This window comes from Neptunicella sp., assembly GCF_048268085.1.
Lineage (GTDB): Bacteria > Pseudomonadota > Gammaproteobacteria > Enterobacterales > Alteromonadaceae > Neptunicella.
Genome location: NZ_JBLWWF010000008.1, coordinates 74,276 through 97,556, shown reverse-complemented (window position 1 = coordinate 97,556; position 23,281 = coordinate 74,276). Strand labels below are relative to the sequence as shown.

The following is a 23,281-nucleotide window of genomic DNA, read 5'->3' as shown; positions in this document are numbered from 1 at the left end:
AAAAAAACGTCAGTTGTGGTGATCTTCTCTTTAGCCTTTATTTGCGGTCTATTGGCTATATCAAATCGCTATTAAATAAAAAGAGAATTCCTATGACTGACAATGCATTTAACCCTATTGGTTGTGATGGCTTTGAATTTGTTGAATACACTGCGGCTGATGACGCAGGTATTAAAGCATTAAAAGATTTATTTTTATCACTGGGCTTTGCCGAAGTAGCGCAGCATCGTTCCAAGCGAGTGTGGTTATTTAAACAAGGTGATATTAATTTTATTGTAAATGCCGAACCATCCTCACAGGCAGAAGCGTTCTCTCGCAAACACGGGCCTAGTGTTTGTGGTATGGCCTGGCGAGTGAAAGATGCCAATAAAGCGTTGGCTCACGCGATTGAAAATGGAGCCAAACAGTTTGTTGGAAATTTGGGCGCAATGGAGCTAAACATTCCAGCCGTTTACGGCATTGGTGAAAGCACGTTATATTTTGTTGACCGCTATGGTGATGAATCCATTTATGAAGTGGATTTCAAGTTTTATCCGGATTGGAAAGCTTCATTACAGCAAGCCGATGCGGGATTAATCGAGTTGGATCACCTAACTCATAATGTTAAACGTGGCAACATGTCTGTATGGGCGACTTTCTATGAAAAAATTGCTAATTTCCGTGAAATTCGTTACTTCGATATTGAAGGTAAATTAACCGGTTTAGTCAGTAAAGCGATGACCGGACCTTGCGGTAAAATTCGTATTCCAATCAATGAATCTTCAGATGATAAATCACAGATAGAAGAGTTTATTCGCGAATACAATGGCGAAGGGATCCAGCATATTGCACTGGCGACAGACGATATTTACGCTACAGTTAGAAATCTCAAGTCGCGCGGACTTAAATTTATGCAGACCCCTGATACTTATTATGAAAAAGTTAACGAGCGGGTTGAAGGACATGGTGAAGACTTAGCGCTGCTGCATGAACTGAATATCCTGATCGACGGTGCACCCATGAAAGACGGTATACTATTGCAAATATTTACCGATACGGTGATTGGCCCGGTATTCTTCGAAATTATTCAACGTAAAGGCAATGAAGGTTTTGGCGAAGGAAACTTCAAAGCGTTATTTGAATCTATTGAAGAAGATCAAATTCGTCGTGGCGTAATAGAAAATGCGTAAATGGATCCATTTTCCCCGTCAGCAGGGCACCATTTCCCGCCAGGCTCATGCGGATTTTCCCGAACAGGGAATTTATGAACGTGAAGTGGGACGCAGTGGCTTTTTTGGCCCTGCAACTCATTTCCATCATCGCCATGCCCCCACTGGTTGGAGCGACTGGCAAGGCCCGTTGCGGCCACGGTTATTCGATTTAAATAAGCTTAATGAAAATAATGCCGAGTCTCCTTGGGATGCTGCGGAAATATTACATAATGCTCATTGCCGTTATCGGCTGTGGCATTGCCGTCAGAATATGACCGAATTGGTGCGTAATGCCGATGGTGATGAGTTGTTATTTATCCATTGTGGTCAGGGGGAATTATATTGTGATTACGGTCACTTATCGGTGCGGGATGGCGATTATATTGTATTACCCCGTTCCACGTTATGGCGTTTAGAGCCGTCTGAGCCAATGACTATTCTGATGATTGAGGCAACCAATGATAGCTACCAATTACCAGAAAAAGGCATTGTGGGCCCTCATGCGGTATTTGATGCGGCAATGTTGGACACCCCGGTTATCGATCAGGCATTTCTCGACCAGCAAGATGAAAATCAATGGCAGGTTAAGGTTAAACGGCATAATCAGGTTTCAACTATTACTTTCCCTTATAATCCGTTGGACGCCATTGGTTGGCATGGGGATTTATGTGTCGTTAGGATTAACTGGCGAGATATTCGTCCGCTGATGAGCCATCGGTATCATCTGCCTCCTTCTGCGCACACTACCTTTGTGGCCAATCGTTTTGTGGTGTGTACTTTTGTACCTCGTCCAATTGAGAGTGATCCGGGTGCCCTGAGAGTTCCTTTTTATCATAGCAATGATGATTATGATGAAGTCCTATTTTACCATGCCGGTGACTTCTTCAGCCGCGATAATATTGATGCGGGTATGGTGAGCTTTCATCCTGCCGGATTTACTCATGGCCCTCACCCCAAAGCTTTTGAGGCTGGATTACAGCATAAAAAAACCTTTACCGATGAAGTGGCGGTGATGCTGGATACCCGTGACGCGCTGGAAATTGGCGCAGCCGCGACTGAAGTGGAAGATTCTGAATATATTAACAGTTGGAAAAGCAAGTAAGTTATGAAATTAGCAACGTTAAGAAATGGTTCACGCGACGGACAATTGATTGTCGTCAGTAGAGATTTAAGTCAAGCCGTATTGGTGCCCGAGATTGCATCAACGTTACAAGCCGCCTTGGATAACTGGCAATTAATCGCGCCACAATTGACGGCAGTATACGATCAACTTAATAGCGGCAACCACCCACACAGTTTTACTTTTGAGCAAGCTCAATGCGAGTCACCGTTACCCAGAGCTTTTCAATGGGCCGATGGTAGTGCTTATGTCAACCATGTTGAATTAGTGCGTAAAGCTCGTGGGGCGGAAATTCCCGAGAGCTTTTGGACCGACCCGCTTATGTATCAGGGAGGCTCCGATGACTTTATTGGTCCAAGAGAAGATATTTTACTGCCGAGTGACGAATGGGGAGTGGACTTTGAAGCCGAAGTTGCGGTGATCACTGATGATGTGCCGATGGGAACCCGTGCTGAGCATGCTGGCTCACATATCAAATTAGTCATGTTAGTTAATGATGTATCGTTGAGAGGATTAATTCCCGGTGAGTTAGCTAAAGGTTTTGGTTTTTTCCAATCCAAACCCGCCTCAGCCTTTTCGCCAGTCGCGGTGACTCCGGATGAATTGAGCGACCATTGGCAGCAAAATAAACTGCATTTACCTTTATTGTCTGAATATAACGATAAGCCATTCGGTAAACCGCAAGCCGGCGAAGATATGACTTTTGATTTTGCCCAACTTATTGCCCATGCTGCGAAGAGTCGCAATTTAGGCGCAGGCGCGATTATTGGCTCGGGAACGGTATCAAATAAACAGGGAACCGAACACGGCAGTGCAATAGACGAAGGTGGGGTAGGCTACTCCTGTATTGCTGAAGTACGCATGATTGAAACGATTCGCGATGGCCAGCCGACTACGCCTTTTATGTCCTTCGGTGATAAGGTGAAAATTCACATGCAGGATCATCAAGGTCAGTGTATCTTTGGCACTATTGAGCAAACGGTCAAACAAGCATAGAGAGAAGTTATGTCATTAAAATTGTATGGTTATTGGCGTTCGTCTGCCACTTATCGGGTGCGAATTGCATTAAACCTGAAAGAGCTGGATTATGAAGTAATACCTGTACATTTGGTGCGCGATGGCGGCCAACAACATAGTGCAAATTATCAAGGCCTTAATCCGGCCGAACTGGTTCCAACGCTATACGATGACGATGAAGACATTATTCTCAATCAGTCTCTGGCGATTATTGAATATCTGGATGAACGTTATCAGCAGGGGGTTAGTTTACTCCCTCCCCATAGTCTGGAGCGCGCCAGAGTGCGTACACTCGCTTATGATATCGCCTGTGATATTCAGCCATTAGCGAACTTAAGGGTAATGAATTATATCGGTGAGCAGTATCAACTGGAACAACAGGGGAAGTTTGAGTGGGCACGGCATTGGATGCAAAAAGGTATGCAGGGTATGGAAAAACGCCTGCAGAAAAGCGCCACAGATTATTGTTTTGGTTTTGATTTGAGCATGGCTGATGTATTTCTAATCCCTCAAGTTTACAACGCTCATCGTGTTGGTTTGGATATGTCACAATTTCCGGTCATTAATCGAATCTATCAGAATTGCATCGAGTTACCGGCCTTTGCCAATGCGGCACCGGAAAAACAACCGGATGCGGAATAGCATATCAATAATGTCATCTTTGTAGGCTCGTTATCGAGCCTTTATTATTTTAAACGGCCGGATAAGCAGACCTGTAACTAATTCATAAACGATACTGGCTAAAATTCCACCCAGTAAACCACAAATGATAGCCAATCTGTTCAGTGGTACTGTTGCCTGATAACTGTCTAATGTTTCATTAACCATATCCTGATCGGCATGCATGGTTATCTGCTGTAGCTGTTGCCAAAAGTTTCCCTGCAATTGTTGATGTAACCGTTGCAGATATTGCCACCGTTGATATTGGTTGCTGATAGGCTCAGCTTCACGTTTGAATAGCGGCTCATGGCTTTGTAAGTGCTTGTCGAGTAAGGCTTGCATTGATCCATCAAACAACTGGTCGGCTAATAATTGGTAAGGGGCTATGGCCAGTTCAGCTTCGCGATAATGGGCATCTACCCGTTGCACATACTGGTTGACCCAATTAGGCAGTTGGACGCCTAACATGATCCCGGCAGCGAAACACAGCATGGATAAATAATGATTAATTTTATTCATTGGCTGATGACACCCATAACAAAATTCAAAGTACTACTCTGGCATATCCTGTGTTGATACAAAAGCACAAAAAAGGCACCCGAAGGTGCCTGATTAACATTTTATCGATATGTATAAAATGTGGTTTATAAAACCGCGACTAAGGCGTCGGCCAAGGCATCGACATTCTGATTGCTGATACCAGCGATATTGACGCGACTAGAGCCCACCAGATAGACGCTGTGTTCATTGATCAACTTGTCAACTTGCTCTGGGCTGATGCACAAGAAAGAGAACATGCCTTTTTGTTGATTAACAAAACTAAAATCTTTACTGGCACCTTTTTCAACCAATTTATTCACTAACATTGCGCGCAGTGATTGCATCCGTACGCGCATATCCGTGACTTCGCTCATCCATAAGGATTTAAGTTCTGGATCATTTAAAATAATATCAACCAATGCACCACCGTATGAAGGCGGCATTGAGTATATTCCCCGAGCAACATTTTGAATTTGTGACTGAGTGATATCGCGAGTTTGTGTATTGGGCGTGATCATTGCGGCCAAACCAACACGCTCACGGTATAAACCAAAGTTTTTCGAGCAAGACGCAGCAATAATCACTTCGGGTAAATTCGCAGCTAATAAACGTACTCCGTAAACATCTTCTTCTAGACCATCGCCAAAACCTTGATAGGCAATATCAATAAAAGGCACAAAGCCGGTCTGCTGGGCAATTTCCAATACGGTTTGCCATTGCTCATGAGTTAAATCAGCACCAGTCGGGTTATGGCAGCATCCATGTAACAACACCACGTCGCCTTTTTTAACTTGGGACAAACAATCGGTCATTTGATCAAATTTGATGCAGGCATTGGCTTTATCGAAATAAGGATAAGTTTTAATAGTTAATCCGGCATTGCCAATTAACGGGATATGGTTAGCCCAGGTAGGATCACTGACCCAAACGGTTAAATCTTTATCACAACGGGTGAGTAACTCAGCCAAAATACGCAGTGCACCACAACCACCTGGAGCCTGAACACCAGAAACCCGGTTTTCAAGCAAAGCAGGATGGCCGGCACCCAGAATTAAACTCAACATACCGTCGATATAACCTTGCACACCTTGCTGAGTGATATAGGTTTTAGAATCTTCGTTGGCTAATAGTATTTGTTGTGCTTTTTGCACCGCCTGTAAAATAGGGGTTCGACCTTGCTCATCTTTGTAGACACCGACACCCAAATCGATTTTATGTGGATTTGTATCTTGTTTATATGCGGCAGATAAACCCAAAATCGGATCAGCAGGGAGTTGTGGAAGTACTTCAAACATGGTCGCCTCGGTCAATTTAATAAGTGGAAAGAATATTCGTGAATTATTGGGTGCATTATTAGCCTTTAGTGCTCAACAACACCCCGGCATTATAATAACAAACGTGGTGATTTTTCAGCACAATTTGAAATTAAATATGACTTGTCGGCCCATTTTTTGGCAAGGTGGAAAAATTCGTTATTAATCGTAGCCGTAATGCATTAAATTCGGCGCTAACTACCACCATAATGAGTCGAAAATCATGGTGGCCGCATGGTCATAAAATGACATATTGAGACAATAACTCGACATTATTGCTTGCTTGAGACAGTATCACTCATCAATTTAAATTATTCCCAAAGAACATTATCGACGTTATGCCAAAAAAATTAGAATTATTGGATATTCCTGCCTCTGTCCCCCGTTTGGGAAACACATTTACCCAATGGCTTGGTTGTAAAGTATTACAATTCATGGGCTGGACTTTTGAAGGGGAATACCCGCCACATAAAAAATTTGTTGCGGCGGTCGCGCCTCACACCTCAAACTGGGATTTTGTTATTGGTATGGCGTCGGTATTTGCCTTGCGTTTGAAATTATCCTTTTTTGGTAAACACAGTATTTTCATTTGGCCTTTTGCCGGGTTATTGAAGAAGTTTGGCGGCATCCCTATTGAGCGTTCCCGTTCCCATGGTTTAGTTGCACAGTTAGCCGAAAAGTTTGAGCAATCGGAATATTTGATGTTAGCCATGGCGCCGGAAGGCACTCGCAGTAAAGTTGAACAGTGGAAAAGCGGTTTCTTGCAAATTGCTAATCAGGCCAATGTGCCGCTGTTATTAATTTACTTTGATTTTAAACGCAAGGTGGTGGGCTTTGGTCCTTGCTATCCCGTGAGTGATGATTTGGATGTGGAAATGCAAAAAGTGCGTGATTTTTATGCCAATGTCACCGCTAAATACCCGCAAAAAAGCTAGCTTTATTAAGCCTTTACATTTTTTTTACGAATAAAGGCAAATAAGTTGAACTTATTACGCCGCGAGTGGACTAAATTCATGCAGTTAGTAATTGCAGCTAAAGTGTGTTCCAAGTTGAGTGTATATTTATCCCGCCTTTTGGCGGGATTTTTTTATCTTGGGGGATGCGAATCTCTAGCGACTATCCTCTGATAGCGTCTGTTTATCTTTACAATATAGGGCTCATCCTGCCGGCGTAACTCATCTTGTAAGCCTTAGTCATTGATTCGAATAGTTAATTTTTTATGCTTGAACTTGCTGCAATCGTATTCGTTTTTTTATCGGTGAAAAACTGGCAAAAAAAATTAAATATTCTAAAATTTACGCCCTACCGATATAAACTATCAACAAATTGTCGGTACCAAAACAAGGAGCACGTTATGAGAATATTTTTAAGGATAGGTTTTTATTTACTGGTGGTTACCCTTTGCTCTATGTCAGCTTACGTATAAAAAAATCAGGGTAGAAGTCTTATTTGAATAGCTCACAATATTGGTCGTATCAAAATATTAGCGCCGAGGACCGGCGCTTTTTTATTTTCTGAAGACAACAAAAACTAAGGTAAAGATCCTTAAGCGGTAATCTCTGAGAGCTACATTTCTTGCTGTTTGGCTAACGTTTTTTCTAACGTGGCAATAAAGTCTTCATCCTGTGGTTTGGTCATTGAGCTGTATGATTCAACTACATTGCCTTGTGCATCGATCAGGTATTTATAAAAATTCCATTTAGGTGTGGTACCTGATTTTTTAGCCAGCATCCGGTATAACGGATCGGCGTCATCACCGCGAACTGCAATAGGTTCAAACATTGGAAACTTAACCCCGTAAGTCAATTCACATAGTTCAGCGGTTTTACCTTCATCATTATCTTCCTGGTTAAAATCATGAGAAGGAAACCCCAGCACGCTAAAACCCTTGTCTTTATATTTTGCATATAGTGCTTCGAGCCCTTCAAATTGGGGAGTGAAGCCACAATAGCTGGCCGTATTAACAATTAATAATGTTTTACCGGCATAGCTTTCACACAAGTTGACGGTTTCTTGTGAGTTTAATTTACGTTTTACAAATTTAAGTAAATCAGGACATTCCGCCAGTGCAGCGGTACTGGTGGCTAACAGGCTAATCGCGATTAAAAGTTTTTTCATTATATTCTCCAAATTGCAAAGCATTAAAATCCGTTGTCGTTGAATAGATAGGTGATTGGGCTAATTTCTTTCCAATAAATGGAAATTAATTTATCAGCGGCACAAACTTTTAACAGTACCAGCGAATAGATTTGCGGTTGAATTTGCCAAACCCGTCGAGTTTACGTTAAATAGCGACACCGATGTATTAATTCAAAACAATATTATGCTCAAAACAACGCGTTTCTTGTTCGTCAGTTTACTCACTGCTTCTTTAATGGCTTGTGCCGCCACGAGTCAATCTCCGTCATCGTCAGTAGAATATCAACCTGCCGCGACTGTACAAGTCGTTAAAGGGAGTCCCGCAACTACTCCTGCGGATGGTGCCATTACGCTGGAACAAATTATGGCAGATCCAGATTGGTTAGGGCGTCAACCAGAGCAAGCCTATTGGGCAGATAATAGTGATGCAGTGTATTACTCACGTAAACGTCAAGGTCAGCCTATTGAGGATTTGTGGCGCAAACCGTTAGGAGCGCAGGATAATGGTGAGCTGGTGTCCTTGGCTACGTTACATCAGCACGCCTATCAAAATCGGGTACTTAGTCATGATGGTAAACAGGCCGCGTGGCAATTTGAGGGCAATTTATTTATTAAATCCCTGCCAAACGGCGCGGTACGACAACTGAGTAAAGGCAATATTGATGCTGACAATTTGACCTTTCTACTCGATGGTCGTTTAAGTTATCAATCCGGTGATCAGGTTTTTGCCCTTGATCCCGTAAATGGCATGATTGAAAAACTGGCTGACTGGCAATTTAAAGAACAACCACAAGCACTTGAAAAACCAGCTGATTACATAGCTTCTGAACAACAAAAACTGATTCAAGTAGTGGCACAAAAACGCGCGGATCGCCAAGCTAATTTTAATTATCAGCGTTTGTTAACCCAGCAGAATAGCAGTATTGCCAGTCAGCCGTTTTACTTACCTGAAGGATTACAAACCGTACAAGTCAGTTTATCGCCCAATGGTAAATGGTTGATTTTGGCGTTACAGCCAGAACCTAAGTCGACAGATAATGGCGATATTATGCCCAGTTATGTCAATGAAGACGGTCGAATTAAAGCGTTACCTGCTCGTCAACGAGTCGCCGATGCCAAGCCGGTTAATCATCAGTTATGGTTACTGGATTTGGTTAATCATACTGCTCAACATCTGTCCTATAACCATTTGCCCGGCTATAACGAAGATGTATTAGCCAGCGTTAAACAGGAAAATGCCCAACGTAAAGGGGAAACTTACCAAACTAATCGTTTACCCAGAGATATAGTTTTGCTGGAAGACTGGTATTGGCAGGGAAGTGCGATTCAGTGGCAAGCAAAAGGCGATCAAGTCGCCGTCATGCTGGAAGCGTGGGACAATAAAGATCGTTGGTTAGCAACGGTAGACCTGGCTAATAAAACTCTCATTAGCCAAGATCGTTTACATGATGATGCATGGATTAATTATCGTTTTAACAGTTTTGGCTGGTTAAATAATAGTGAGACCTTGTACTACTTGTCGGAAAAATCCGGTTATGCCAATTTGTATACTCAAGTACCAGGACAAAAAGCCAAAGCATTAGTCAGTGGTCAATTTGAGGTGGACAATCTGACACTTACCCAAGACGACCAGTACATTTATTACCAGGCCAATCAATCTCATCCTGGTGTTTACGAGATTTATCGCGTTGGGTTAGATTCGAAAAAAACCGAACAGTTAACCGATTTAAAAGGGATGACTGAATATCAGTTAAGTCCCGATCAACAGCAATTGCTGTTAACCCATTCTAAACTGAGTTTGCCACCTGAATTGTACTTGCAACAAGCTAGTGCTGGTGCAAAGGTGACGCGTTTAACCCATACCGTAAGTAAAGCGTTTCTGGATCTTCCGTGGACGGTTCCCGATGTTGTGCCCGTGCCATCAAGTCATACTCAACAACCCATTTACGCCAAAGTCTATTATCCAAAAAATGTTCAGCAGGGCGCCGCTAAAAAGGCAGTCATGTTTACTCATGGGGCAGGGTATTTACAGAATTCCCACTTAGGATGGTCGGATTATTTTCATGAATTTATGTTCCATAGTTTATTAGCCCAGCAAGGTTATGTGGTAATGGATATGGACTATCGTGCCTCTCGAGGTTATGGACGTGATTGGCGTACGGCTATTTATCGGCATATGGGTAAACCGGAAGTTGATGATTTACGTGATGGGGTGAACTGGTTAGTGGCCAATGCTCATGTGGATCGTCAACGTATCGGTACCTATGGTGGTTCTTACGGTGGCTTTTTGACCTATATGTCACTCTTTACCCAACCGGATCTGTTTCAGGCTGGGGCGGCGTTGCGTCCGGTAGCTGACTGGGCCCATTATAATCATGGCTATACCTCTAATATCCTCAATACCCCGGATATCGATCCTATTGCCTATGAGCGCAGCTCACCGATTTATTTCGCTGAAGGATTGCAAAAGCCGTTATTGATTAATGCGCCCATGGTGGACAGTAATGTATTTTTTGTGGATACCGTGCGATTGGTGCAACGTTTAATTGAGTTACATAAAGATAATTTTGAAACAGCACTATTCCCGGTAGAGTCTCATGGCTTTGTGCAGCCCAGTTCTTGGCTGGATGAATATAAGCGGATATATAAATTATTTGAGCGGGAGTTATAAATCGCAGACGATCTGAATAGGTTAACTATTGTTGGTTATTCAGATCGGGATTGCCTTGAACGTGTATAAATAAGGCTGGCGGCAATCCAGATTAAACCGCCACAGGCGCCAAATAAATGGGCGTCTGTGGCAATATTGGCATTAATCAGCTGGGCGACTTCAGCATTGGGGCCAACAATTTGTTCGTAGCCAATTTTTAGCCATACTGCTAACAGCAGCACCCAACCGGATTTCATCTTGTGTTGTATATCAACACAGGCACCCCATACCAACAAACCATGCAGCACCCCGGAAAGTCCCACATACCAGATCATGTCTGTCGCATATAGGTAAAGTCCGCCGGTGCAGATCACCGCACAAAAACTAAATAAGGTTAGGTAAGTGATACTGCGATAATACTCGCCATGTAATGCCCATAATAAAATTAAACCAGCGCCATTAAGTAAAAGATGATTTAGATTGGTATGTAATAGATTGCCGGTTAATAAACGCCAATATTGCTGTTGTTCAATCAATATTCGATCATAACCAAGCCATTGAGTGGAAAGTGGTTCTAGCAGGTAACCGCAGCTGGCGAGCAGTAAAATAAATAATGGGCCACTGACTTGGGTTGGTTTAATTGGTAAATTCAACTTCAATTCCATCTAATACAGAAATGTAATCGTTCACTTGAGCTCAAGATAAGCGCTGTAGTTTCTATGTAAATTACATTTCAATTCAAATGCTTATATAGAACTCAGGTGAGTTTATACAGTATGATACCCTAAAATTAACGCTGAACCTTGAACTGTCAATCAAAAGCGAACGGTCAATCAAGAGCATATTTGCAAAGAGGCGCTCATGTCACATATCAAAATTGTGCAACAACAACATTGCTTAACAATCAGTATGGATCGGGTAGAACGAAAAAACTCCCTGACTTTTGCAATGTATCAACAAATGGCTGATGCCATCATTCAAGCTGAGCAAGATGATGAGATCCGAGTTATTTTAATCAAAGGGGAAGGGGACTGTTTTACTGCCGGTAATGACTTGTCTGATTTCGCCTCGGCCAGTGAAAATGCCGCTTTAGGTCAAACCGTTCGTTTTATGAAAGCATTAATGAACTGCACCAAACCCGTTGTGGCGCAAGTACATGGTCTCGCAGTCGGTATCGGTACAACCATGTTGCTGCATTGTGACTTGGTCTATTGCGAAGAAAATACCCAATTTGTTTTACCCTTTATTAATTTGGCTTTAGTGCCTGAATACGCTGCCAGCTATTTGTTACCGCGTTTGGCAGGACACCGTAAGGCCGCAGAATGGTTGATGTTAGGGGAACCCTTCAATGCCAATCAAGCCGAACAGTTTGGTCTGGTTAACCAGAGCCTGGATACGCAAGCGCTGACAGAACATGTTAATCAAGTCATCGCAAAACTGGTCAGTAAACCTCGCCAAGCCATGCGTTCCACCAAGGCATTAATGAAGTCAGACGGTGACAATGTCATGACGCATATGGATGAGGAACTGGATATTTTTATTCAACAGCTAGAAAGCGAAGCGGCCAAAGAAGCGTTTAATGCGTTTTTACAAAAACGTCGTCCTGATCCGGCAAAATATAATTGAACAACGTCTGAAACTGACTAAATAAGGTATTGACTGGCTGATGAAGGACAAAATGAGTCGAATAATTTTACTGGGAATGTGGTTGCTAGCGGCTAATGCCGTGGCGCAAATACAGGCAAGTGACAGAGAGCCTGAAGCGAACACGGGCTATCAGGCCAAACAGGCACTGAGCGGCAAGGATTATATGCTTAGTGTGGCTAATCCTTATGCTGCCTGGATTGGCAAAAAAATTCTCAAACAAGGTGGAACGGCGATTGATGCGGCTATTGCGATTCAGGCCACACTCACTTTGGTTGAACCGCAATCATCAGGTATTGGTGGTGGGGCATTTATGCTCTACTGGGATAAAAAGAGCGGTAAATTACATAGCTTTGATGGTCGTGAGATGGCGCCCAGAAAAGTGAACGCGTATTTGTTCACTGATAAATATGGCAAAGTGGCCAGCTGGCAAGATGCGGTACAAGGTGGCCGTGCGGTTGGTGTGCCGGGCGTATTAAAGATGTTGGAAATGGCTCATCAACGCTTTGGTAAATTGCCCTGGAGCAGCCTGTTTTATGATGCCGCGCAATTAGCCGAAGGGGGTTTTCGTGTGTCACCCCGGTTGGCCAGCTTGTTGAATCAGGAAATTCATCCCGGGCTGAAAAACATGGCTCCGGCAAATTTGTATTTTTACCCCTCAGGCAAACCACTGAAAGCAGGACAGATCCTACTGAATAAATCACTGTCAGAATCCTTATTGGGTATTGCTAAAAATGGCGCGGATTATTTTTATAATGGCCCTTTGGCTCAGATGATTGTTGATGCCGTTCAGCAATCGCCCGTCAACCCCGGTGCGTTGCAACTTAGTGATTTGCAAAACTATCAAGCGTTAGAGCGGCCACCTGCCTGTGGTGATTATAAGCAAGTTAGCATTTGTGGAATGGGGCCACCCAGTTCCGGTGGGTTAACGGTACTGCAAATTATGCTAATGCTAGAAGATAAAAACATGCAGGACTTGGCCCCTAATAGTCCGCAAGCCGTGCACTTGTTTACTCAGGCATCGCGGTTGGCCTTTGCCGACCGTGATATGTATATGGCTGATACCGACTTTACTCACCTTCCATTTGCGGCACTGATCAATCAAAGTTATTTGCATCGCCGGGCAGAAAAAATTAATCCATTGCAAGATATGGGACGGGCTAAACCGGGTCAACCTTATCCTCCTTCGGCGTTGGGATTGGATAATTCATACGAAATTCCCAATACCAGTCATTTTTCTATTGTGGATAAATATGGTAACGCTTTATCCATGACCAGCAGCATTGAAATGGGCTTTGGCTCTGGTGTTATGGTGGGGGGATTTTTATTAAATAATCAGATGACAGACTTTGCCACTAGGCCTAAAAATGGTGATCGCTGGTTACTTAACCGGATTGAACCCGGCAAACGCCCGCGCAGTTCGATGTCGCCGACCATTGTATTTAATAAGCAGGAAAAACCGATTCTCATTATTGGTTCTCCCGGAGGAAGTAAAATTATCGATTATGTTGCACAAAGCCTGATTGCAGTACTGGATTGGGGAATGGATGTGCAGCAAGCGATTAATTTACCTAAAGTAGTAAACCGCAACTTATATACTGAACTGGAAGCAAACACGCCACTGGAAAAGCTTAAACAACCCCTTGAAGCAATGGGACATCGGGTGGTGTTGACGGATTTAAACAGCGGTTTACATGGCATTGAAATACGAAACGGGACCTTAATTGGTGGGGCGGATCCCCGTCGTGAAGGCGTGGTGGTAACAGAATAAATAACGTCGTGGTTTGAGTGATAATGGGCGGCTAAAAAAAGCCGCCTTCTTCTACCCGATCAACCCGCCATTTACCATCGACCTTTTTCATTTGTGCAATACGCAAGTCCTCAATTTTATCGTCAAAGTAAGTGCCACTAAAAAATATCGATATTTTCGAGTTTTTCGAAAATTGGGTACGTAACTTACTGTTGCCGGTATCTAGTGCAATCTTGACTTTATCGTAAGATAAATTGAGCAGATGACGTTGCACATTATTGATTGATGCGTAGGATTTAACTAAGCGTTTCATTCGAGGCGAAGATAAATACAGCACTTGTTCCAGATCCCGTTTGTTATAAAGCGCATCAAAAAAATTAAGTGCGGCATCTTCGGGTGTACCATCAATAGTCACTTGTTGTTCAATGGCATCAAAACAACCACTGAGTAATACGATAGTGGTGAGAAGAGTAAAAATACGACGCATTCTTTCAACCATGAGCAGAGATAAAACCTATCCAGATTAGGGGGCTTTAGTCTGCGATGATTTGGGCATTTTGTAAAGGCAGGGAGAGGGGATGGGAAGCGCTAACCAGTGTGGTAACCGCTTCCCTGAAGGCTGATTACTGCTCTAATTCCGCTTCGGTGAATTGTCCGGCAAACAATGGACTACTCAAATAACGTTCTGCAGAACTGGGTAAAATAACGACTATATTCTTACCTGCATTTTCCGGACGTTCGGCCAAACGCTTGGCTGCAACAACCGCGGCACCAGATGAAATGCCGGCTAGAATACCTTCCTGTTTCATCAATTGATGAGCCATTGCCATGGCATCGTCATTACTGACTTGCTCAACCGCATCGACTAACTCTAAATCAAGGTTGCCGGGAATAAACCCTGCACCAATACCCTGAATTTTGTGTGGTCCCGGTGTAAGCTCTTCGCCCGCTTTAGCCTGGGTAATAACCGGAGAATCGGTAGGTTCTACGGCAACACATTGAACGGCTTTGCCTTGTGTCTTTTTCAAATATCGGGCGACCCCGGTAATGGTTCCGCCAGTACCAACGCCAGCAACAAAAATATCCACATTACCGTCAGTGGCATTCCAGATTTCCGGGCCAGTGGTTTTCTCATGAATTTCCGGGTTAGCCGGGTTATCAAATTGACCTAGCAGGACATATTTGTCCGGATCAGAAGCGACGATTTCTTTAGCTTTGTTAATGGCGCCGTTCATGCCCTTTGGACCTTCAGTCAATACAATATTGGCACCCAACGCTTTTAATAATTTGCGTCGTTCCAAACTCATCGTAGACGGCATGGTGAGTGTTAATGCATACCCTCTGGAGGCAGCGACAAACGCTAATGCGATACCGGTATTACCGCTGGTCGGTTCAACCAGTTCTTTGCCTTTAACTAAGATACCGCGCTTTTCTGCATCCCAAATCATATTCGCGCCGATACGGCATTTAACGCTAGCACTTGGGTTACGTGATTCAATTTTGGCAAACACATTGCCGCTGGTCACACGGTTTAATTTGACCAGTGGAGTATTACCAATGGATAGGGAATTATCTTCGAATACTTGCATGGATTTTCCTTGCCGTTTTTATTGATGATTTCAGACCTCATAAAAAATCAACCAAATAAAGGTCTGGCTTGTGTGCATGTATGTTGTTAACGCAATTAACAACAATAGATCTTAAAGATAAACACGCTGGGCATAAAAACAAACAGTTTTTTCGCTATATCATATTGTTATAACGAACTAAGGCGAGCTACAAGCTCGCCTTAGAGGGATCCCTTATTTACTTAGCAGAGTGAAATTTACAAGGTTTGAAGAAAACTCGTCACCTTGTCCAGAGTCAGTAACTGTTTTTCACCACTACGACGGGATTTGTATTCCACTTCATTATTATCCAAATTACGTTCGCCAATCACGATTGAGTGGGGAATACCGAGTAGCTCCATATCATTAAACATAACACCGGGGCGCTCTTTACGATCATCGAAAAATACCTCTATGCCAGCAGCAGTCAGCTCTGCATATAATTTTTCAGCGGCTTGTTGAATACGATGGGATTTATACATATTCATCGGGATTAACGCGACTTTAAAAGGAGCGATGGCATCCGGCCAGATAATACCGAACTTGTCGTGATTCTGTTCAATGGCGGCTGCCACAATACGGGATACCCCAATACCATAACAACCCATCGTCAAGGTCTGATGTTTACCCGACTCCGTTAGGACTCCGCACTTCATGGCTTTGGAGTATTTATCACCTAACTGGAAAATATGTCCCACTTCAATACCGCGTTTTATCTCCAGTGTACCTTTGCCATCAGGTGACGGATCACCGGCTTGTACGTTACGAATATCAGCCACTTGCGGCAACGGTAAGTCGCGCTGCCAATTAATATTAAACCAGTGCTGACCATCGGTATTGGCACCAGCGGCAAAATCACTCATTACCGCCACACTGCGATCAACAATCACGGGCATGGGCAAATTAACCGGCCCTAATGAACCGGGCCCAGCGCCAACCAGTTCACGAATTTCAGTGTCGCTGGCAAAGGTCAAAGGAGCTGCCACATCTGGCAGTTTTTCTGCCTTGATTTCATTTAATTCATGATCGCCACGCACAATCAATGCGATCAGTTTATGTTTCGATTCTTCACTACCTTTAACAATCAGTGTTTTAACGGTTTTGTCGATACTGATCGCGAATTGCTCAACCAGCTCATTGATGGTTTTAGCGTTGGGTGTCTCTACCCGCTGCATCTCAGCGGTGGGGGCTGCCGCTTCTGTTGCCGTTGAGATCGCTTCGGCCATTTCGATATTGGCGGCAAAGTCAGAACTGTTACTAAACACAATATCATCTTCACCGGAGTCAGCTAATACATGAAATTCGTGTGACACACTGCCACCAATAGAACCGCCATCCGCCATGACCGGACGGAAATCCAGCCCAATACGTTCAAAGATATTGCAATACGCGTTGAACATATCCTGATAGGTTTTACCCAGACATTCTTCGCTTAAATGGAAGGAATAGGCATCCTTCATGGTGAACTCACGACCACGCATGACACCAAATCGAGGACGAATTTCATCACGGAATTTGGTTTGGACTTGATATAAATTCAATGGCAGTTGTTTGTAACTGCTGACTTCATTTTTAACCAAATCAGTAATGACTTCTTCATGGGTTGGCCCCAACACAAAGTCCCGTTGCTGACGATCTTTTATGCGTAATAATTCAGGGCCGTATTCATCCCAACGACCGGATTCTTGCCATAAATCGGCAGGTTGTACTACCGGCATCAAAATTTCAATGGCGCCGGCCTTATCCATTTCTTCACGCACAATCTGCGTGACTTTATTGAGCACCCGCAAACCTGTCGGTAACCAAGTGTATAAGCCGGATGCCAGTTTACGAATAAGCCCTGCTCTGAGCATAAGTTGGTGACTGATGACTTCAGCATCGGCAGGTGTTTCTTTTTGGGTAGAGAGTAAATATTGGCTACTGCGCATGGTTTTAGGTACCAAAAATAAAGTTAATCGGCAAAATTGGCGGCTATTCTATCAGCGCTATGCGCTGTGCTAAAGCACTAGTGAATTATTCTTCGATGGCCAGTACTAAAGTCTGCTCATTTTCGACTTGCCAGCGAATATTAAAATGATACAGGCTCATTGCATAATGTTGTTTTTGTTGATTATTTTTCTTGTAGGCAGGGCGCGGATCCTGAGCTAGTACGTTGCTGATCAAGGCGGCTAACTGGGGATACTCAACCTGATGCTTGGTTAATTGCAACGTGGCAGCGGGACTAAAGTCAATGTTATTTAAATTTGATGGTTTAGTTTCGGCAAAGCCCCCTTGCGCATCACCAATGGCATCGGAATAAGGGATATAGGGTTTAATATCCAGTATCGGTGTGCCATCGAGCAAATCAATACCGCGCACGGTCAGGATTAATTTCTTATTTTGATGCTGCCAACTCACCTGTTCCACCACCGACATTCCAACAGGATTGGGGCGAAAGGTGCTACGGGTAGCGAATACGCCGATTTTTTGATTACCACCTAAACGCGGTGGCCGAACCAACGGCGACCAACCTTTATCAGCGGTTTGATGAAACTGAAACAGTAACCATAAGTGACTAAATTGTTCGATTCCCCGCAGTATATTGGGATCGGCATAGTCGGGATAAAACTCAATTTCACCGATTGCCTCCGGGACTAAACCCGGTTGACGGGGGATGGCAAACTTTTGTTTGTAAGGACTATGAATAACAGCAATGGGATCGAGTTGCATGGGTAAAAAACCGAGTGAATCAATTGCGCTATTCTGCCATTAGGACATACCTTGCAACAACTCTTGGAATTCTTGTCATAATTTAACAACACTTTATCGATATAGTCCTATTCGACATAGTTCTTCCCGGAACATTTTTACGGACCAACGAGCCTAGGCTCCTGGTCCGTTTTTTTATCCCCAGCGTTAAAAATACGTAAGATTATTCATGAGTGCGGAATTTTTAAATTTTCACGTTGTCAGTCCAACATCAGATATTGGTGAGCTACTTCGACTTGAAAACGTACTGAACAGCTCTATATCCTGATACTCTAAGTCAATGCGTATTATTTATCTTCGATCATTTAGAGGATGTTTATGATCTCCGTTAAGAATTTGTCCATGTCATTCGGTGACTTTAAAGCCGTTGACAACTTATCTTTCGATATTAAGGCAGGTGATATTGTTGGCTTTCTCGGCCCCAATGGCGCCGGAAAATCCACCACAATGAAAATGTTAACCGGCTTTTTAATGCCCACCGCCGGTGAAATTCGGATTGCCGATATGCCAATGCCTGAATCGGCCAATCAAATACAGAAACACATTGGTTATTTGCCTGAAGGCGCGCCGGCTTACGGCGATATGACTGCCTTGCAATTTTTGAGTTTTATTGCCGATATTCGCGGCTTAAGCGGTGATAAAAAACGCCAGCGGATCAAGCAGGTGGTTGCCCAAGTTGAAATTCAGGATATGTTAGACCGGCCTATTGAGAACTTATCCAAAGGCTTTAAACGCCGGGTAGGGTTGGCACAAGCGATATTGCATGATCCGGATATTCTTATACTGGATGAACCGACCGACGGGCTGGATCCGAATCAAAAGCATCAAGTACGTCAGTTAATTCAAAATTTGTCTACTGACAAGATTGTCATTATCTCTACCCATATTCTTGAAGAAGTGAGCGCCGTATGTAATCGCGCCATGATTATTGCCGAAGGCAAAATGTTGTTTGATGCCAGCCCTGACGACCTGATTAAAAAGTCTCGCTATTATCAGGCGGTCACCATGCATTTTAGTCAATTGGCCGATATTTCCGGTTTGGCTGAAATTACCGGTGTGGAGTCCATGGAAGTCGATAAGAACAACGGCAAAGTGACACTATTCCCGGAACGTGACGCCGACATTCTCCCGCTGATTGCAGAGCATATTCAGCAGCGTAATTTGCCGGTTGATACCTTGTTCACCGAGCAAGGTCGACTGGATGATGTATTTCGTCAGATGACCACGGGAGGAGCGGCAGCATGAACAATACATTGATTATTTTTCGTCGAGAGTTTGCCAGCTTTTTTGCTACTCCGGTGGCTTATGTGTTTATCGCAATCTTTCTCATTTTAAGCGGGGTATTTGCGTTTAATTTTGGAGGACTGTATGAAAGAGGTCAGGCCGACTTACTGCCCTTTTTCAATTTCCATCCTTGGCTTTATTTATTTTTAGTGCCCGCCATGGCGATGCGGACTTGGTCCGAAGAGCGTAAAAGCGGCACCATCGAATTATTAATGACCTTACCCATTACTATTTGGCAAGCCATGTTAGGCAAATTTTTGGCTGCGTGGGCAGTGCTTGGATTATCGCTGTTATTAACCTTCCCGTTATGGATAACGGTTAACTATTTAGGCAATCCGGATAACGGCATTATTGTGGCCGCGTATATTGGCAGTTGGCTGATGTCAGGCGCATTTTTAGCCATTGGTTTATGCATGTCTGCGTTATCAAAAAGTCAGGTTGTCGCATTTATTTTAGCGGTGGTGTTGTGCTTTATCTTTGTTTTAAGCGGCAGCGATATGGTGCTAAATGCCTTTAAAGAATGGTTACCTACAGTATTACTCGATACGTTAGCGTCTTTCAGTTTTTTAACCCACTTTCAGGCCATGGCCAAAGGCGTTTTAGCCTTGAACGACGTGGGATATTTCCTGATTATTATTGGCGTTTGGCTGTATGCCGGATTGCGTGTCATTGAACAGAAAAAGGCAGAGTAATCATGTTGAAAAAGTTTTCTAATACCTTTACCGCCATTCTGTTAGTGGTGGTGTTTACCGCATTAGTATTGATTAATAACCTATTGTTTAGCTCGGTTCGATTGGATTTGACTGAAGATCAGGTTTACTCCTTATCGGATGGTAGTAAGCAAATTCTGCAAGAAATTGACGAACCCATTCATTTGTATTTTTTCTATTCTGATAAAGCGTCCAACGGCATGACCAGCTTGCGTAATTACGCTAACCGGGTGGAGAGTTTGCTACAAGAATATGCCAGCGCATCGGATGGTAAAATTATCCTGCATGAGATTGATCCGGTACCGTTTTCCGAGGCCGAAGATCGTGCCACTCAGTTTGGCTTAACCGGAGCAACCTTGGGTAATGGCGGAGATGCCGTCTATTTGGGTTTGGCGGGAAGCAATGCTTATGATGATCAAAAAACCATTGCCTTTTTCGATCCCCAACAGGAATCTTTCCTTGAATATGAAATTAGTAAGCTGATTTATCAGTTGAGTGATCCCAAGCAAGTCAATGTGTCAGTAATCACCGATTTACCGGTGATGGGGGGCCAAAACCCGATGACCGGTCAAATGGATCCACCCTGGACAATATTTACTCAGTTACAGCAGTTATATACCGTACAAAAACTGGGGAATGACGCAAGTGTCGTACCCGAAGATACGGATGTATTAATGTTGGTTAACCCCACTGGTTATAGCGAAGAACTACAATTCTCCATTGATCAATACGCCATGCGAGGCGGCAAGATATTAGCGTTTGTGGATCCTCACAGTGAAGCGGATCCAATGGCAGCAATGGGAGGAGCCGGTGGTGGTTCGCAACTATCCAAATTATTAACCAGTTGGGGTGTGCAGTTTGATCCGACACAGGTGGTGTTAGACGCTGCCTCTGGCTTGGATATTCGCACTCAAAGTGGTGTTGAACGCCATATGGGATACTTGGGGTTACAGGGCGATATGCTCGACGCCGATGATGTCGTGACTAGTGGTTTGGATGTGATTAATGCCGCTTCGGTTGGGGCGTTAAGCAAAGTCAAAGATAGTTCAATTCAATGGACTCCGCTTATTTATAGCTCTGATAATACGGATCTGGTCGATAGTGCAACCTATGGTGTGACAAGAGATGTTCAGGCACTGGCGAACAACTTTAAATCCAAAAATCAGCGTTATACCTTGGCCGCGCGGGTATCCGGCAAGGCTTCGTCTGCCTTTGACCAAGTGCCAAATGGTGTGGAAGTAGACAGTTTTATTAGCCAAACCAAACAACTTAATTTGATTGTGGTAGCTGATTCGGATTTACTCACAGACCGTTTTTGGGGCAGCCAATCTAATTTCTTTGGGCAAACTGTGTTTACGCCATTTGCAAATAATGGTGATTTTGTGACCAATGCAGTGGAAAATCTTGGGGGCAGCAACGCACTGATTAGTGTGCGTAGTCGTGGTACCTTTGCCCGTCCATTTGAAGTTGTTGATCAATTAACGGTCAAAGCCGAGCAACGCTTCCGCGAGAAAGAGCAAGTTTTGCAGCAGGAACTACAACAGACTGAACAACAATTAACTCAATTGCAAAGCCAGCAAGCTGAAGGGGGGATGTTGGTGTTAAATGATCAGCAACAACAAGCTGTCGATCAGTTTATGCAGAAAAAAATTCATATCCGTAAAGAATTACGCGAAGTGCGTCATCAATTGGATATGGATATAGAGAATCTGGGCAGTCTATTGAAGTTATTGAATATCGCTGTTGCGCCAATATTGTTAGTCTTGCTGTTAGGATTAATGGCGCGAATAATCCGTAAAAAAGCCAGCCGAGGATTAATATGAACAAACAAATAGGCATATTGGTATTTGCCATCGTTTTAGCTCTTGTGGCTGGGGTGTTGGTAATGAATAAAAATGACGCAGGCGCCTTGCCGGAAAAAGGTATCCTGTTTGATGATTTAAAAGCCAACGTGGCCAAACTGGATCATATTCATATCGAGAAAGCCCAAGGGTTGGATTTTGATACCCAATTGGTCGAAGGCCAGTGGTTGATTGCACAGATGAATAATTATCCGGTTGACCAAGAAAAACTGGCTAAATTGTTAAAAGGACTGGTTGCGGCACAGAAAATTCAGCCCAAAACCAGCAAGCCGGAATATTTTGATCGTCTGGGCTTACAAGATCTGAGTAATCAGGACAGCTTAGCGACTAAAGTAACCCTTAGCGCTGGACAAAAAAGTTGGTCATTGCTGATAGGCTCAAGCCCTGATCGTGGGGCAGGACAATATGTACGCTTTCCCGACCAGAACCAAACCTGGTTAATTGATCAAACCTTAAGTCTGCCGTTATCTGATACAGAATGGCTCAAACAACCTATTTTACCGGCTGAATTACAAGCCATTCAGCATGTACAGCGACTCGGTGAAAAGGGCTGGGAGATTTCTAAAACTGATTCGGAACAAACCAATTTCAGTTTGCTAAATTTGCCTGCGGGACGTTTGCTTAAATATCCTGGTGTTTTGAATTCAGTCGTAACGACGATTGCCAAGTTGAATTTTGAGCAAACCCAACCCAATGATGAAACACTTTGGCAAACATTTGAGCCCACGTTACAACTTAATATCACTACCTTTGACGGCCAGATGTATACATTACAACTGGCTAAAAAGGATGATACTCATTACTTGCGCTTCAGTGCTGACCAAGTGGGCAAGTACTGGTTGAATCGTATTTATCAGATCTCCAGTTTCTCTGCACAGCAACTAAATAAAACCTTGCAAGACTTTTTGCAGGAAGACAAGCCTGAATTGCCGATGTCTGAAACCGTCACCGATGAAGGAGAAGCGCCGAAGTAACTGGCGCTTTTGCGGTGCAGAGCAATAATCCGTTTGATCTTTTATATTCTCCGCAATGTTGAATATAAAAGAT

Annotated in this window: 20 protein-coding genes; 12 read left to right on the top strand and 8 right to left on the bottom strand. The window is 43.5% G+C overall.

The annotated features are described in order from the left end of the window. Nucleotides 1-92: 92 nt before the first annotated feature. The 4 genes from hppD to maiA are packed head-to-tail and all read left to right on the top strand — an operon-like array spanning nucleotide 93 to nucleotide 3,969. Nucleotides 93-1,169 carry a 4-hydroxyphenylpyruvate dioxygenase gene (gene hppD / locus ACTD55_RS08615; protein WP_438863920.1) on the top strand — a complete coding sequence of 359 codons (1,077 nt, stop codon included), beginning with the start codon at nucleotides 93-95 and terminating at the stop codon, nucleotides 1,167-1,169. Continuing rightward, nucleotides 1,162-2,292, top strand: a complete 1,131-nt coding sequence (locus tag ACTD55_RS08610) for a homogentisate 1,2-dioxygenase (RefSeq protein WP_438863919.1) — start codon at nucleotides 1,162-1,164, stop codon at nucleotides 2,290-2,292. The genes hppD and ACTD55_RS08610 overlap by 8 nt, the downstream gene beginning before the upstream one ends. A gap of 3 nt (nucleotides 2,293-2,295) precedes the next feature. After that, entirely contained in the window at nucleotides 2,296-3,306 is a 1,011-nt protein-coding gene (locus ACTD55_RS08605) for a fumarylacetoacetate hydrolase family protein (RefSeq protein WP_438863918.1), read from the top strand. 9 nt (nucleotides 3,307-3,315) lie between these two features. Continuing rightward, entirely contained in the window at nucleotides 3,316-3,969 is a 654-nt protein-coding gene (gene maiA / locus ACTD55_RS08600) for a maleylacetoacetate isomerase (protein ID WP_438863917.1), read from the top strand. A 30-nt stretch (nucleotides 3,970-3,999) separates the two neighbouring features. Here the strand turns inward: maiA and ACTD55_RS08595 are convergent, their stop codons facing one another. Together ACTD55_RS08595 and ACTD55_RS08590 are read right to left on the bottom strand one after the other, a co-directional pair. After that, nucleotides 4,000-4,506 (bottom strand): DUF2937 family protein, encoded by a 507-nt coding sequence (locus tag ACTD55_RS08595; RefSeq protein WP_438863916.1) that lies wholly within the window; start codon nucleotides 4,504-4,506, stop codon nucleotides 4,000-4,002. A 125-nt stretch (nucleotides 4,507-4,631) separates the two neighbouring features. Beyond that, nucleotides 4,632-5,822, bottom strand: a complete 1,191-nt coding sequence (locus tag ACTD55_RS08590; RefSeq protein WP_438863915.1) for an aromatic amino acid transaminase — start codon at nucleotides 5,820-5,822, stop codon at nucleotides 4,632-4,634. 356 nt (nucleotides 5,823-6,178) lie between these two features. On the opposite strand from ACTD55_RS08590, the gene ACTD55_RS08585 reads away from it, so the two are divergent. Beyond that, nucleotides 6,179-6,775, top strand: a complete 597-nt coding sequence (locus ACTD55_RS08585; RefSeq protein ID WP_438863914.1) for a lysophospholipid acyltransferase family protein — start codon at nucleotides 6,179-6,181, stop codon at nucleotides 6,773-6,775. Between the two features lie 631 nt (nucleotides 6,776-7,406). Here the strand turns inward: ACTD55_RS08585 and ACTD55_RS08580 are convergent. Then, nucleotides 7,407-7,958: a glutathione peroxidase gene (locus tag ACTD55_RS08580; protein WP_438863913.1), complete on the bottom strand. Its 552-nt coding sequence runs from the start codon at nucleotides 7,956-7,958 to the stop codon at nucleotides 7,407-7,409. Nucleotides 7,959-8,163: 205 nt separating this feature from the next. Between ACTD55_RS08580 and ACTD55_RS08575 the strand changes: the two genes are divergently transcribed. Then, entirely contained in the window at nucleotides 8,164-10,650 is a 2,487-nt protein-coding gene (locus ACTD55_RS08575) for a prolyl oligopeptidase family serine peptidase (protein ID WP_438863912.1), read from the top strand. Nucleotides 10,651-10,685: 35 nt separating this feature from the next. On the opposite strand, the gene rrtA is transcribed toward ACTD55_RS08575, so the two are convergent. Beyond that, a complete protein-coding gene (rrtA, locus tag ACTD55_RS08570) occupies nucleotides 10,686-11,282 on the bottom strand; it encodes a rhombosortase (RefSeq protein ID WP_438863911.1) in 597 nt (198 codons plus the stop codon). Nucleotides 11,283-11,490: 208 nt separating this feature from the next. Here rrtA and ACTD55_RS08565 point away from each other — a divergent pair, with 208 nt between their 5' ends. Both ACTD55_RS08565 and ggt read left to right on the top strand, forming a co-directional pair. Further along, nucleotides 11,491-12,255, top strand: a complete 765-nt coding sequence (locus tag ACTD55_RS08565; RefSeq protein ID WP_438863910.1) for an enoyl-CoA hydratase — start codon at nucleotides 11,491-11,493, stop codon at nucleotides 12,253-12,255. Between the two features lie 52 nt (nucleotides 12,256-12,307). After that, nucleotides 12,308-14,044, top strand: coding sequence for a gamma-glutamyltransferase (ggt, locus tag ACTD55_RS08560; RefSeq protein WP_438863909.1), 1,737 nt, complete (start codon nucleotides 12,308-12,310; stop codon nucleotides 14,042-14,044). A 31-nt stretch (nucleotides 14,045-14,075) separates the two neighbouring features. Here the strand turns inward: ggt and ACTD55_RS08555 are convergent, their stop codons facing one another. The 4 genes from ACTD55_RS08555 to tsaA all read right to left on the bottom strand — a co-directional run bounded on the left by ACTD55_RS08555 (nucleotide 14,076) and on the right by tsaA (nucleotide 18,339). Then, nucleotides 14,076-14,510, bottom strand: a complete 435-nt coding sequence (locus ACTD55_RS08555) for a hypothetical protein (RefSeq protein ID WP_438863908.1) — start codon at nucleotides 14,508-14,510, stop codon at nucleotides 14,076-14,078. 136 nt (nucleotides 14,511-14,646) lie between these two features. Continuing rightward, the gene (cysK, locus tag ACTD55_RS08550; RefSeq protein ID WP_438863907.1) at nucleotides 14,647-15,612 is read right to left on the bottom strand and encodes a cysteine synthase A; all 966 of its coding nucleotides are present in this window, start codon (nucleotides 15,610-15,612) and stop codon (nucleotides 14,647-14,649) included. 236 nt (nucleotides 15,613-15,848) lie between these two features. Then, nucleotides 15,849-17,558, bottom strand: a complete 1,710-nt coding sequence (locus ACTD55_RS08545; RefSeq protein ID WP_438863906.1) for a proline--tRNA ligase — start codon at nucleotides 17,556-17,558, stop codon at nucleotides 15,849-15,851. An 85-nt stretch (nucleotides 17,559-17,643) separates the two neighbouring features. Then, nucleotides 17,644-18,339: a tRNA (N6-threonylcarbamoyladenosine(37)-N6)-methyltransferase TrmO gene (gene tsaA, locus ACTD55_RS08540; protein ID WP_438863905.1), complete on the bottom strand. Its 696-nt coding sequence runs from the start codon at nucleotides 18,337-18,339 to the stop codon at nucleotides 17,644-17,646. Nucleotides 18,340-18,696: 357 nt separating this feature from the next. Between tsaA and ACTD55_RS08535 the strand changes: the two genes are divergently transcribed. Genes ACTD55_RS08535 through ACTD55_RS08520 form a run of 4 tightly spaced genes read left to right on the top strand, consistent with a single transcriptional unit; the run spans nucleotide 18,697 to nucleotide 23,208 of the window. Then, a complete protein-coding gene (locus tag ACTD55_RS08535; protein WP_438863904.1) occupies nucleotides 18,697-19,623 on the top strand; it encodes an ABC transporter ATP-binding protein in 927 nt (308 codons plus the stop codon). Continuing rightward, complete coding sequence (locus ACTD55_RS08530) at nucleotides 19,620-20,354, top strand: ABC transporter permease subunit (RefSeq protein ID WP_438863903.1); 735 nt, start codon at nucleotides 19,620-19,622, stop codon at nucleotides 20,352-20,354. Before ACTD55_RS08535 ends, ACTD55_RS08530 begins: the two co-directional genes overlap by 4 nt. 2 nt (nucleotides 20,355-20,356) lie before the next feature. Next, a complete protein-coding gene (locus ACTD55_RS08525) occupies nucleotides 20,357-22,195 on the top strand; it encodes a GldG family protein (RefSeq protein ID WP_438863902.1) in 1,839 nt (612 codons plus the stop codon). Then, the gene (locus ACTD55_RS08520; RefSeq protein WP_438863901.1) at nucleotides 22,192-23,208 is read left to right on the top strand and encodes a DUF4340 domain-containing protein; all 1,017 of its coding nucleotides are present in this window, start codon (nucleotides 22,192-22,194) and stop codon (nucleotides 23,206-23,208) included. The genes ACTD55_RS08525 and ACTD55_RS08520 overlap by 4 nt, the downstream gene beginning before the upstream one ends. Nucleotides 23,209-23,281: the final 73 nt, after the last annotated feature.

Coding starts and splice junctions, on each gene's coding strand:
- ACTD55_RS08565 (WP_438863910.1), top strand. CDS start 11,491: ATGTCACATATCAAAATTGTGCAACAACAACATTGCTTAACAATCAGT.
- cysK (WP_438863907.1), bottom strand. CDS start 15,612: ATGCAAGTATTCGAAGATAATTCCCTATCCATTGGTAATACTCCACTG.
- ACTD55_RS08525 (WP_438863902.1), top strand. CDS start 20,357: ATGTTGAAAAAGTTTTCTAATACCTTTACCGCCATTCTGTTAGTGGTG.
- ACTD55_RS08575 (WP_438863912.1), top strand. CDS start 8,164: ATGCTCAAAACAACGCGTTTCTTGTTCGTCAGTTTACTCACTGCTTCT.
- ACTD55_RS08530 (WP_438863903.1), top strand. CDS start 19,620: ATGAACAATACATTGATTATTTTTCGTCGAGAGTTTGCCAGCTTTTTT.
- tsaA (WP_438863905.1), bottom strand. CDS start 18,339: ATGCAACTCGATCCCATTGCTGTTATTCATAGTCCTTACAAACAAAAG.
- ACTD55_RS08590 (WP_438863915.1), bottom strand. CDS start 5,822: ATGTTTGAAGTACTTCCACAACTCCCTGCTGATCCGATTTTGGGTTTA.
- ACTD55_RS08520 (WP_438863901.1), top strand. CDS start 22,192: ATGAACAAACAAATAGGCATATTGGTATTTGCCATCGTTTTAGCTCTT.
- hppD (WP_438863920.1), top strand. CDS start 93: ATGACTGACAATGCATTTAACCCTATTGGTTGTGATGGCTTTGAATTT.
- ACTD55_RS08585 (WP_438863914.1), top strand. CDS start 6,179: ATGCCAAAAAAATTAGAATTATTGGATATTCCTGCCTCTGTCCCCCGT.
- ACTD55_RS08580 (WP_438863913.1), bottom strand. CDS start 7,958: ATGAAAAAACTTTTAATCGCGATTAGCCTGTTAGCCACCAGTACCGCT.
- ggt (WP_438863909.1), top strand. CDS start 12,308: ATGAGTCGAATAATTTTACTGGGAATGTGGTTGCTAGCGGCTAATGCC.
- ACTD55_RS08610 (WP_438863919.1), top strand. CDS start 1,162: ATGCGTAAATGGATCCATTTTCCCCGTCAGCAGGGCACCATTTCCCGC.
- maiA (WP_438863917.1), top strand. CDS start 3,316: ATGTCATTAAAATTGTATGGTTATTGGCGTTCGTCTGCCACTTATCGG.
- ACTD55_RS08605 (WP_438863918.1), top strand. CDS start 2,296: ATGAAATTAGCAACGTTAAGAAATGGTTCACGCGACGGACAATTGATT.
- ACTD55_RS08555 (WP_438863908.1), bottom strand. CDS start 14,510: ATGCGTCGTATTTTTACTCTTCTCACCACTATCGTATTACTCAGTGGT.
- ACTD55_RS08545 (WP_438863906.1), bottom strand. CDS start 17,558: ATGCGCAGTAGCCAATATTTACTCTCTACCCAAAAAGAAACACCTGCC.
- ACTD55_RS08535 (WP_438863904.1), top strand. CDS start 18,697: ATGATCTCCGTTAAGAATTTGTCCATGTCATTCGGTGACTTTAAAGCC.
- ACTD55_RS08595 (WP_438863916.1), bottom strand. CDS start 4,506: ATGAATAAAATTAATCATTATTTATCCATGCTGTGTTTCGCTGCCGGG.